Here is a 12,060-nt window from a genome sequence, read left to right as displayed (position 1 = left end):
AGTTACTGACACCTGATAGAATAACTCCGTTGTTCAGCCTGTGTGTGATCGTTGAGCCAGTCGATCGACCTACCCAAAATTGATGACTTTCTCCAGGAGCTAGCCACGATCCAGCAGACTGGGTCGAAACGCATCGCCCTGTTGGGGTCGCGCCATGTTCCTATTACGCATCAGCATTTGATCGAAATGATGAGCTATGCGCTGGTGCTAGCGGGCAATCGCCTGCTGACCTCTGGCGCAACCGGAACCAATTCTGCGGCAATTCGGGGGGCCATGCGGGCCGACCCCAATTTGTTGACGGTGATCTTGCCGCAGAGTCTAGCCCGCCAGCCTCGCGAGTCGCGAGAGCAGTTAGAGCAGGTCATGCATCTGGTGGAAAATCCTGCCAATGACTCGCTCTCTCTCGCAGAAGCCAGTGCCCTGTGCAATCAGGAAATTATTTCCCGCTGTCAGCAGTTGATCTGCTTTGCGTTTCACGATAGCAATACGCTTCTGAAGACCTGTCGCGATGCAGAGGATCAGCGCAAGCTCGTGACGTTGTTTTATTTTGACTAGGTTTTTTCGACCAGGAGAAAACAGCGTGATTGCAAGTTTGGAGCAGCTTCCTAGCCCTACGGTTCTGCTGTATGCCATTGTGGCGGCGGCTATTTTGGTTTACGTCCCGTTTGGGGCGGTGGCGCTGGGTCGGGTGCAGGCGGGCTACGACATGGCAGCCCCTCGTGCCCTGTTTGACAAGCTGCCCCCCTATGCACAGCGGGCGACCTGGGCCCATCAAAACTCGTTCGAGTCGTTCACGATCTTTTCGGCGGCTGCCCTGATGGCCTACGTCACGCAGCAGAGCGGCGGCTGGGTTAACTTGGCGGCGATCGCCTACGTCGCGGCACGGTTATTTTATTCCATCTTCTATATTCAGAATATCCCCCTTGGGCGATCGCTCATGTTTGGCATCGGCAGCGCCAGCATCGCGACCCTGTTTTTCCTCAGCCTGATGAGTTTAAACGCCTGAACACGCCTTTCAGAAAATCGCTAGGCGGAAACTTTAAACCAGCTTACAGCCCATTTGCAATCCATGATTTAGCTATGGCTTCAGCATTCTCCTTTGACATTGTGAGCGACTTCGATCGGCAGGAATTGGTAAACGCAATCGACCAAACCATGCGCGAGGTGCAAAGTCGCTACGACCTGAAAGATACCAACACCACGCTGGAACTAGGCGAGTCGGCAATCACGGTTAACACCGACAGCGAGTTTACGCTGCAAGCGGTTCACACCATCCTGCAAACCAAAGCCGCCAAGCGAAACCTCTCGCTTAAAATTTTTGACTATGGCAAGATCGAATCTGCTAGCGGCAACCGAGTCCGTCAGGAAATTAAGCTGCAAAAGGGCATCAGTGCCGAATTGGGCAAGCAAATTTCTAAGCTGATTCGAGATGAATTTAAAAAAGTGCAGGCCTCCATTCAAGGGGATGCGGTGCGGGTTTCTGCGAAATCTAAGGATGAGTTGCAGGCGGTGATTCAGCGGCTCAAGCAGGAAGACTATCCCGCTGCCCTCCAGTTCACGAACTATCGCTAGACTCTGGGTATTGGATCGTTTAGATGCGCCATCGGCCGATTTACGATCAACCCAGGTACTTTTCACGCAATTCCAGAAGCGCCTGTAGGCTAATCCACAACTCGCAGGCGACCCGCTCGCAGTGCGTCGAACAGCAGATTGATCTGAGTTTGCTCCTTCTCCCCCAATGAGGATTTAGACAAAAAGAGCGCCATGAATCGCTCCTGGTCTGCCCGCGTGATGCGTCGGGCTGCCAGAATATCACGAATAAGCTGGTCAATTGGCGTTTCCGAAGGAGGGGTCTGGGACCCTGGTAGATGAATGGGCGCTTGCATACACTTAATGATCAATGCATATTCTTATACCCATCATCCTCTGCGTAGCCTTCAGCGTAAACCGTGAATTCTGGCAATTTAATAGGGTTTTTAGACAATCTTTAAGCTGTGCTATAAAATCTTTCTATCGTATTAATTTGCTCATCCTGGCACTTTTGCGGAAGCTTTGAGCTTATTCGAGTAAAATGTCTTACTCCAGATAGAAATCAGCCCCGCAGCGCTGCCTGGCCTTATGCCTTTAGAAATACCAGAAATTGCTGTAGCCCCTGGTATCGGTCGCTGAGAAATCGCCGCCTGTTTCCAGTCCTGCAAGATGGCTCTGGGCTTGCAGCAACAGCGTGGGGCGATCGCCCTGTTTTTCCCACAGCTTTACTGTCAGCTTGCCCTGGGTGGTGTCCTGGCAGGCAAAGACCATGCCCTGCGCCGTCGGCACACGGATAGGCGTGGGAGGGCGATCGCACGTCCCCAGCAGTTCCACCATATGACCCGCGTTTTCTGCCTGCATCTGCCAGTATCCCCAGGGCTGCACTCGCCAGCGCACGGTTCCATTCCAGGGCACAAACTCGTAGAACCGTCCCCGGTGGTGAATCCCCACCATGCCGACCGACTCCATCCAGCCCAGCACGCGCCGCCGCCCGCCGCCCGCCGTTAGCGCCAGATCCGCCTCGCCGTCAAACGCATTGCATTGAATCCAAAACCATTGCTGGGGGAAAGCCCCGCCCCAGTTTTTTTCTGCATAGGCGGGCGCTTGGCTAAAGCAGTAGCGGGTTCCGTTCCACTCGACCCAGCCCGTTGCCAGTCCGTGGGCCATTAAAATCTGCCAGCCCGGTTCAAAAATTTGGAACTGCGATAGCCAGCCTGCGGTGGACTGTTGGGGGCGATCGCAATTGCCCCAGCCATAGACGGGTTGAATGCTATAACACCATCGAGCAGAATGCCGACCGGGTTCGCTGAGGATGCCCTGATGATGGGTGGCAGTAAGCTGATAGCCTTCATATACGAATTGACCAGGGTCATTAGACAGAGATGCTCGAGAACGCTGATGAGAACCCAGAGCAGAACGATCAGATGACTGCTTTAGGGAATAGTCAGAGATACTACTTTGAGTAAAAGGGAAAACGTCTGAAGATCCTTTGTTCAGCGGATTGAGGGGTCTGCGCGAGTGACAGAGGGCAAGGGTGTGGCGATCGCCCCAAAACAGGCGCACATCGGGAAACGTGCGGCAAAGGTACTCATGACGCGGGCCGAGGATTTGAGCCGTGCCGCCGCTATAGGGTGTGCCACCCTGGGGGTCTTCGATGGAATACATAAAGGCGAAGCTTTCGCCCAACTCTGGCAGCGTCAGCCGCAGATACCAGCCCTCAAAAAAGCGGCTGCCTGTACCTGTTCCGGGATGACTCCAGTGATAACCGCTGTGGGGAGTCTGCAAACCCGTCAAACTCATTCTGCTGTGGCATCCAGGCAAAAGCTGCGGCACATGACCACGGGCGAGTCAGGGCGGCGATACATGGGACAGTTGAAATTGGCGCAGGCGGTGCAGTCGGCTTCGGCATGGATGGCAACCGGCTGCTGGGTGGTGTAGACGCTGATGCCCTGGCTGATGAAGCCCCGTGCCTCCAGTTCCGTGAGGCGATCGCCAATGATCAGCGCCTTTTGGATGCCCATCTGGTGCCGAAATAAGTTAATCCGCTCGATGGTGCGCCGGAAGGTCTGCGCGGGCGTTTTGATTTCCACCAGCACCTTTTGTCCCTGCGTGCTAAAAGAGGGCGGCTTATCCTGGGCAAAGTGATCGCGATATTGCAGTGTGAAGGTTCCGTCGGGATAGCGCAGCGGTCGCATCAGCCGCAAAAAAGGTACGGTAAAGTGTCCTACTTCGTCCAGTGCATACCACCAGGACTTGTGCCAGGCTTCATTGGGTAAATTAAGGATTTCGTCTACCTGCTTGGGGGGAAAGCCCGCGTGAGAGAGACGGGCGATCGCCTGCGCCAGCGTCAGGTTATTGCCCAGCGTGTGCAGTTCCGATTCGCAGCGAGTCAGCTTGGCATATTCTCGATCCAGCTTTTTGGGGTCAATATTGGCCGCAACTTGGCGGCTGATTTCCTCTGGCGAGCTAGCCAGCACGCAGGTAATGTCTTCAAAGCTGAGAATGCCGTCAATTGCCTGCCGCGAATCGACGGGCACGCCCACCTGCGACGACACCGAGCCGAGGCGATGAGGCTGGGCGATGGGCGGCGTGCAGCGGATCAGCAGCGATTTTAGGGTAGACTCATCGGCGATCGCCAGCGCAATTTGCAACTGGTCGCGGGCGGCAGTGGCGCTGTGGGTAGGCGGTAGGGGATGAGTCAGGGCGGAGGCCGTCATAGTGCAAAACCCTAACTAAGGAGCGAGTTCGGGGAGCGAGTTCGGGGGAGCGAGTTCGGTTCTGGGGTTGCCCCTGGTTTGACCTCCATTGTGCGGGCTTTTGGGAATCCTGCAACTGTTTCTCACTTTCTTTTAACGCAAGGCGACCCAGCATAACGCCACGTTGCAAACTGCATTACAGAGCATTACAGAGTTTGTGGTTTTTTCAAGCTAGATGCCAAACTGTATCGAACTTCGCTCAAACTTCAATCCACTTCAATCCAAAGAATTCTTCGGGGCGCACGGTTGCCAGCCGGAAACACATCTTCATACGGCTGCCCGTCAAGCTGTGAATTGCTGTGAATTGCTGTTGTGAATTGATGTTGATCAACGTAGCTTGCTTGTTCCCCAAAATTTTGGTCGTTCAATCACCCAAGGCACACTCGACTTCTCCAGGCATCGCATATTTCTTTAGAGGCACGTAATCGGAAAAATAACTGTGTTTAAGAGTACTTTTAAGAATCTTTCCTGAAGAAATATAAAAATGTCTATCTTTGGGAATAGTGTCGTGATAACTTGGCATTTAGGATCGCATTTTCAGAGTAAGCATCCTAACTTCGCAGTATTCAATTCAACCAGCTATACCTCTGCTCCAGGTTTCTTTTGCGCCAGATTTCTCTTGGGTTATGTGTATACGTATTGAGCCGTAATCTTGGGCATCTAAGTTGAATGGCTACGGTTTCGCTCCTCAGTAGTTTGAGGAGCAATCATGGCTTTTTGTTAGGCTTGCATAATCGAATAACTTTTCCCTGAATACTGCTGAGTAAGCTTTTGAGAAGCCCTTCCAAAAGCTCGATCTGCAACTTGAGAACCGTCATCGCAAGTAAGTAAGTTCTGCTCAATGCTTGAGTTCATTTTTGACTTCCTCCTTATCCAGAAGGAGGTCAGGCTTTACCGTGTTTGAACCGCACTTTAGGAGCTGAATTAAGATGGCTACTTTCAACGGAACGATTAATACTGAAGTCATTCTCGGCACGGATGCAGGCGATGTGATTAATGGGAACGGCAGCCTTGGGGGGTATGATCAACTGTTTGGCAACGGCGGCAACGATACCATTTCTGGCAGTGCCGATGAAGAAAACATCTACGGCGGTGAGGGAGACGACGTTATCTACGGCAATGGCGCAGTGAACAACACAGAGCCAAGCAGCTTTAACGGGGTTGCAGCCTACGATATCCTGCACGGAGACGGTGGCAATGACAAAATCTACGGTGGCGCTGGAACCGACTCTATTCGTGGAGGCACTGGCAATGACACAATTTACGGCAACGGTGGCCTTGACGTTCTGTGGGGAGACGATGGGGATGACCTGATCTACGGCGGCTCCCAGAGGGATCAGATCTTCGGCGGCAACGGTAGAGACACCATCTACGGCAATGGAGGTGGCGACCTGATTGATGGCGGAGCAGGCGCAGACGTGATCTGGCTGGGCAGCGGGGATGCAACGGTCGTCCTCACTGCTGGCCAGGGGCCCGATACGATCAACAACTTCCAATTGGGCAAGACCAAGTTTGATGTGGGTAATATCAGCGCTCTGAGCTTCCAGAACGTTGCAGGCGGTGCCCAGATTAAAGAGGGGGCTAACGTGCTGGGGGTTGTGAGTTGGACGCAGGCTAGCGTTCTACAAAACAACGTCAGCAGCATCTTTGTTTAGGCTTAAATTAGTTTTCTCTGTAAAACATAGATGGCTTAAAGAGTCCGTTTGACCTGTTTTCTTGAGTTTTTGATGGAGTTGGCAATCGGTTTAACTCATCTCTAGTCCTGCGTATAAATGATGAGGCTTGCAGATCTTTCAATGACTTCTCGGAGACTTTTTGGTGAGAAATTACTGAGAACTTACTGAGCTGCGTAAGCACTATCACTGACGGGGGTTATGGACTGATGATAGTCAGTTTGTATCCCTCATTTTTTAGTCCTATTTTTTCTCCTGATGAAGTAGCTGCCTTGCGGTGCAATAGGCTAGATGGCGGATGATTATTGTCGATTATTCATCTAGCAAAGTCTGTTAAGTCCCTGGTCGAAACGGGCACTCTAGCCACAGCATTGTTGCAGGGGTCAATGGGAAAAGGATATGGGGTGTCGCTCGCAACGCTGGCGCAAATGGGGCTGAAATTAATCTGACTCGGATTTGCAGGCTTTCTGGGCAGACATTCTGAGATTGTTCTACCTTTTCTCTTCAACTGTGATGAGGAGTCTTTCTTCCTTCACGCTTAGCCATAAAACTAGAGTATCCATGCACGGAACGATTGAGATTTTAGGTTATCAGTCTCTAGGCTTGATTCACGAAGGCGTGAATACGGTGCTGTATCGGGCTGTTTCCCAAATTACCCAGCAGCCGTTCATTCTCAAGGTGTTGCGGGCGGAGCATCCTACTCTGGAGCAGATTACTCGGCTAAAGCACGAGTATCAGGTGGCGGCTAATCTCGATTTGCCTGGTGTGGTGCGGGTATACGGGCTGGAAACGCATGGGCATCGGGCCGTGCTGGTGTTGGAAGATTTTGGTGGGCGATCGCTCAAGCAGGTTTTGGCCAACCGCAAGTGCAAGATCCTCGATCCGGCGCGGGTGCTGAATATTGCGATTCAGTTGACTCAAGCGCTGGCCTCGCTTCAGCAGGCTTGCATTATTCACAAAGACATAAAGCCTTCCAACATCCTCCTCAACGAGGAAACAGGCGAAGTAAAGCTCACGGACTTTAGCATTGCCTCGCGCCTGGGCGAAGAGCTGACCCTGCCGCAGGAGCTAAACCAGCTTGAGGGAACGCTGGTCTACATGTCGCCAGAGCAGACGGGGCGGATGAACCGGACGCTGGACTATCGCAGCGACTTCTATTCCCTGGGCATTACGCTGTACGAACTGCTGACGGGGCGGCTGCCGTTTCGCGGACACGACCCGCTGGAACTGGTGCATTGCCACATTGCCAAAGCGCCGCCGCCGCTGCGGAGTTTGAACCCGAACGTGCCAGGGGCGATCGCCGCCATTGTTCACAAGCTCATGGCCAAAAATGCGGAAGATCGCTACCAGAGCGCGGCGGGGCTGCTAGCTGACTTGGAGCGCTGCCGCGATGCTCTGATGGAGAGCAAGACGATTCCTGACTTTACGCCCGGAGAGCGCGATCGCTCGTCCCAACTGCTGATTCCCAAAACCCTCTACGGCCGCGAGTCGGAGGTGGCGGCGCTGCTGGCGGCGTTTGATCGGGTGGCGGCCAATACCAGCCCGCTGCTGACGCTGGGCGGCGAGGCAAGCGGCCGCAGCGAACTGATGCTGGTGTCGGGCTATTCGGGGATTGGCAAATCTTCTCTGGTGAACGAAATCCACAAGCCCGTGGTGCGGCAGCGGGGCTACTTTATTAGCGGCAAGTTTGACCAGTACAAGCGCAATGTGCCCTATGCCTCGATCATTCAGGCGTTTCAATCCCTGACGCAGCAGGTGCTGACGGAAAGTGGCGATCGCCTGGAGAACTGGCGCGAAAAGCTGCTCGATGCGCTAGGCTCCAACGGACAAGTGCTAATTGACGTGATTCCCCAGATGGAGCTAATTCTGGGTTCCCAGCCGCCCGTCCCCGAACTGGGCGCAACGGAAGCACAAAACCGTTTTCTTCAGGTCTTTCAATCGCTGGTCGGCGTGTTTGCCCAGCCGACTCATCCGCTGGTGCTGTTTCTCGATGATTTGCAGTGGGCCGATTCGGCCTCGCTCAAGCTGATTCAAGCATTGATGTCCAATCCTGATAGCCGCTATCTGCTGATGATCGGCGCGTATCGGGACAACGAAGTTAGCCCGGTTCATCCGCTGATGAAGACGGTGGAAGAGATTCAGCAGGCGGGCGGCGTGGTGAACCAGATTGTGCTGAAGCCCTTGCCATTGGAAGCAGTGCAGCGGTTAGTACAAGACGCGCTGACGGGCAAGCGAGCCTCGCGCAGCCGGAGAGCCGAAGAACAGCCCTCGGAATACTTGCACCCGCTGGCGGAACTGCTGTTTGCCAAAACTCAGGGCAATCCCTTCTTTTTGACGCAACTGCTGAAGACGCTGTATCAGGAGAAACTGCTTACCTTTGACTTTGCCAAGGGGGGCTGGCGGTGGGATGTGCAAGCGATTCAAGAGACGGGCATTGCCGACCTATCGGTGGTAGAACTGGTGGCGGGTAATTTGGTGAAGCTGCCGCCAGAAACGCAGACTGTGCTGAAGCTGGCGGCCTGTGTGGGCGATCGCTTTACGCTGCCGACGCTAGTGGCGATCAGCGGACTTAGCCTGTCGGCGCTGGCGCGGGCCTTGCAACCTGCGCTAGAGGAACGGTTTATCCTGCCCCTCAGCCAGGATTACAAAATTCCCCTGCTGTTTTCTGAAGAAGAGTTGGGTCAATTCCTGGCAAACACCGCCCAAACCGGCAGCAAGCAGCCCTTTACCTACCGCTTTTTGCATGACCGGGTGCAGCAGGCGGCCTATTCGCTGATCGCTGAGGGCGATCGCCCCGCCACGCACCTGCAAATTGGTCGGCTGCTGCTGCAAACGATTCCCGCTGCGGATCGCGCCACGGGCCAGTTTGAAGGGCTATTTGAAATTGTCAACGCGCTGAACTACGGGGCTGATCTCATCAACGAGCCGCAGGAGCGGGTAGACCTGGTGCGGCTGAACCTGGCGGCGGGGCGGCGGGCCAAGGCGGCGGCGGCTTATGAAACGGCAGATAGCTTTTTGCGACAGGGGCGATCGCTCCTGCCAGAAAACGCCTGGACGACGCACTATGACCTGACGCTGGCACTGCACGCCGAAGCCGCCCAGGCGGCTTACCTGGTGACGAAGTATGACGAAGCCGAGGCGATCGCCAATACTCTGGAGCAACATGCCGCCAGCGTTCTCGATGCAGTGCAGTCCTACGAGCTAAAGATCCAAATTTACATTGCCCAGCTTCAAATGTGGCGATCGCTCGCGGTTGCCTTCGACGGGCTGATGCTGCTGGGCTTTACCATCGCTAGCCCGCTGAACCACGATCATTTCCAAATTTCCCTGCCTGCGCTGGATGCGCTGGATGCCGTACCCGAACTGACCGATCCCGAAAAGCTGGCAGCCCTGCGAATTTTGAACGCAGTAACGGGCACCGCGTATCAAACTCAGCCAGAGGTGTTTCGCTGGGTTGCCACCACGCAGCTTGAACTCTGCGTCCGTTATGGTCATTCGCCCTTGGCGGCCCCTAGCTACGCCACCTATGCGTGGTATTGCAGCACGATTCCCGCCGCAGACCGCGCCTACGAGGCGGGGCAAATTGCCATGAAGCTGCTGGAGCGCTACCAGTGCCGCGAGTGGCAGTGCAGCATTGTGCAACTGTTTGAGTGCTTTGTGCGACACCACAAGGAACACATTCGCAATACCTTCGCGCCGCTGGTGGATGGCATCCACGTTGGGTTGGAGACGGGCGATCTGGGCTATGTCAGCTATTCCATCATGAACTATTGCGATCACCGATTTTTTAGCGGAGATCTGCTGGAAAGTCACTATGAAAACCAGGTGCAGTATGGAGCGCTGCTGCTGCAACTGAAGCAGCATTTCCAGCTTTCTGCGGCTCGCATGTGGCAACAGGTAACGCTTAACCTGCTGGGGCAATCGGACAATCCTACGCTGCTGGTGGGTGAGGTGTTTGATGAAATCGAAATGCTGCCGCGTTTGGAAGAATCGCAAAATTTCCAGGCGCTATTTGTCTTTCACCTGGCCAAGCTGATGCTGCACTACTGGTTTGGTGAATACGAAGCGGCGATCGCCTTTGCCAAACGCGGGGAACAATATGCGGGCTGCGGCGCGGGGCTGATGGCCACCCCGGTTTACTGGTTCTACTATGGGTTGGCGTTGCTGGCCGCCTATCCAAACGGCACGCCCGCACAACAGGCGGAATGGATGCCGCAGTTGCTCGCCTGTCAGACGACTGTGCAGCGGTGGGCTGCGTCTGCACCGATGAACCACCAGCACAAGGCCGACCTGCTGGCAGCGGAGTTGGCCCAGATTCGGGGCGATCGCCAGACGGCGATGGATTGCTACGATCGCGCCATTGCCCGCGCCACCGAAGAGGGCTTTATTCACGAAGCGGCCGTGGCCAGCGAACGCGCTGCCCAGTTTTATGCGGTGCTGGGCAAAACCCGCATTTCCCAGAATTATCTCATCGATGCCTACTACGGCTATATCCAGTGGGGGGCGATCGCCAAAGTTCATGCGCTCACTGCTGAGCATCCTCTGCTACTCCAGCAGGACGAAGCCAGCAGCGCTCCAGCCGTCGATGCCACCATCACCGCTACTGCGACCACCACCCGCTCGACCCGCAGCACTAGCGGCCAGCGCGATTCCCTCGATTTGAACACGGTGATGAAAGCCGCCGAGGCGATCGCCAGCGAACTGCATCTCGACGCGCTGCTCAGCCGCATTCTCTCGATCATCCTGGAAAATGCAGGCGCACAAAAGGGCTGCCTGATTTTGGAAAAGGCAGGTCAGTTGCGGATCGAGGCGATCGACACCGACCCAGACCAGACGGCTGTGGTGTTGCAATCGACACCGCTGGAGAGCAGCCGCGATGTGCCCGTGTCGATGATCCACCTAGTATGGCGGACGCAGCAACCGCTGGTGCTGTCAGACGCAGCCAGCGATGCGCGGTTTGAGGGCGATCGCTATCTCCAGCAGCACCACCCCAAGTCTGTCCTCTGTGCCCCAATTCTCTATCAGGGCAAGCGCACGGGCGTGGTGTATCTCGAAAACCTGCTGACGGCCAACGCCTTTCCACCGTCGCGGCTAGAACTGCTGAAACTGCTGACGACCCAAGCGGCGATCGCCCTAGAAAATGCTCAGCTCTATGCCCGCGAGCAGGACAAATCCCAGTGCCTCCAGGAATCCCTGCAAAAGCTCCAGCAAACCCAGGCGCAGCTCGTGCAAACTGAAAAAATCTCCCAACTGGGGCAACTGGTGGCCGGGGTTGCCCACGAGGTCAACAATCCCGTCAGCTTCATCGCAGGCAACCTGGCCCACGCCAGCCGCTATATCGAAGATCTGGTGGAACATTTAGCCCTGTATCAGCGGCACTACGCCCTACCCGTCGCAGCAATTCAAGACCACGCCGAAGAGATTGACCTGGAATTTTTGCTTGATGATCTGCCCAAAATGGTGAACTCCATGAAGCTGGGCACGGACCGCATTCGGGACATCATGCAATCGCTGCGAACCTACTCCCGCGCCGACGGCAGCGAAAAACGCCCCACCGATCTGCACGCAGGTCTAGACACCACGCTGCTCATCCTATCCCATCGGCTCAAGGCAAAGCCAGATCGCCCCGCCATCCGCATCATCAAGAACTACGGCACGCTGCCGCCCGTCGAGTGCTACAGCGGGCAAATCAACCAGGTGTTTATGAACCTGATTGCCAACGCCATCGACGCGATGGAAGAGGGCAACGCCGGGAAAGCTTTGTCGGAGCTAGAGCAGCATCCCAATACGATTACGATTTCTACAACAGCTACCGACCATGCCGTCACAATCCGCATTGCCGACAATGGACCGGGCATGAGCGAAGCCGTCCGGCAAAAGCTGTTTGATGCCTTTTTCACCACCAAGCCAGAGGGTAAAGGAACTGGTCTGGGGCTATCCATCAGCTATCAAATCGTGGCAGAAAATCATGGCGGGACGTTGGAATGCTACAGTTCGCCAGGGCAGGGCGCAGAGTTTGTGGTGCAAATTCCAGTTCAGTCTGAAGTGTCTGCCCAGGTTCTGGTTAGAGCCTAGAGCTGTTTTTTGGAGGAGGGGTTCGT

8 protein-coding genes are annotated in these 12,060 nt (G+C 55.1%); 5 read left to right on the top strand and 3 right to left on the bottom strand.

Annotated features, from left to right (window positions below; all coding sequences use genetic code 11):
* The first annotated feature begins 51 nt into the window (after window positions 1-51).
* From IGS16_RS14080 to IGS16_RS14070, 3 genes are all read left to right on the top strand, one after another.
* A complete protein-coding gene (locus tag IGS16_RS14080) occupies window positions 52-555 on the top strand; it encodes a DNA recombination-mediator protein A (protein WP_068514339.1) in 504 nt (167 codons plus the stop codon).
* 25 nt (window positions 556-580) lie between these two features.
* Window positions 581-1,006, top strand: a complete 426-nt coding sequence (locus IGS16_RS14075; RefSeq protein ID WP_297086430.1) for an MAPEG family protein — start codon at window positions 581-583, stop codon at window positions 1,004-1,006.
* A gap of 74 nt (window positions 1,007-1,080) precedes the next feature.
* Complete coding sequence (locus IGS16_RS14070) at window positions 1,081-1,572, top strand: YajQ family cyclic di-GMP-binding protein (RefSeq protein ID WP_068514333.1); 492 nt, start codon at window positions 1,081-1,083, stop codon at window positions 1,570-1,572.
* An 89-nt stretch (window positions 1,573-1,661) separates the two neighbouring features.
* On the opposite strand, the gene IGS16_RS14065 is transcribed toward IGS16_RS14070, so the two are convergent.
* From IGS16_RS14065 to IGS16_RS14055, 3 genes are all read right to left on the bottom strand, one after another.
* Complete coding sequence (locus IGS16_RS14065; protein WP_068514330.1) at window positions 1,662-1,886, bottom strand: hypothetical protein; 225 nt, start codon at window positions 1,884-1,886, stop codon at window positions 1,662-1,664.
* 238 nt (window positions 1,887-2,124) lie between these two features.
* Complete coding sequence (locus IGS16_RS14060) at window positions 2,125-3,330, bottom strand: tocopherol cyclase family protein (protein WP_297086427.1); 1,206 nt, start codon at window positions 3,328-3,330, stop codon at window positions 2,125-2,127.
* On the bottom strand, window positions 3,327-4,247 hold the full coding sequence (locus tag IGS16_RS14055; protein WP_068514323.1) for a hypothetical protein: 921 nt from the start codon (window positions 4,245-4,247) through the stop codon (window positions 3,327-3,329). Before IGS16_RS14055 ends, IGS16_RS14060 begins: the two co-directional genes overlap by 4 nt.
* Before the next feature lie 968 nt (window positions 4,248-5,215).
* Here IGS16_RS14055 and IGS16_RS14050 point away from each other — a divergent pair.
* The gene (locus IGS16_RS14050; RefSeq protein ID WP_297086423.1) at window positions 5,216-5,941 is read left to right on the top strand and encodes a calcium-binding protein; all 726 of its coding nucleotides are present in this window, start codon (window positions 5,216-5,218) and stop codon (window positions 5,939-5,941) included.
* Window positions 5,942-6,520: 579 nt separating this feature from the next.
* The gene (locus IGS16_RS14045) at window positions 6,521-12,034 is read left to right on the top strand and encodes an ATP-binding sensor histidine kinase (RefSeq protein WP_297086421.1); all 5,514 of its coding nucleotides are present in this window, start codon (window positions 6,521-6,523) and stop codon (window positions 12,032-12,034) included.
* The last annotated feature ends 26 nt before the right edge of the window (window positions 12,035-12,060 follow it).

The sequence above is a fragment of the Thermoleptolyngbya sp. C42_A2020_037 genome (assembly GCF_015272455.1).
Lineage (GTDB): Bacteria > Cyanobacteriota > Cyanobacteriia > Elainellales > Elainellaceae > Thermoleptolyngbya.
This window is presented reverse-complemented; position numbering and strand designations above follow the sequence as displayed.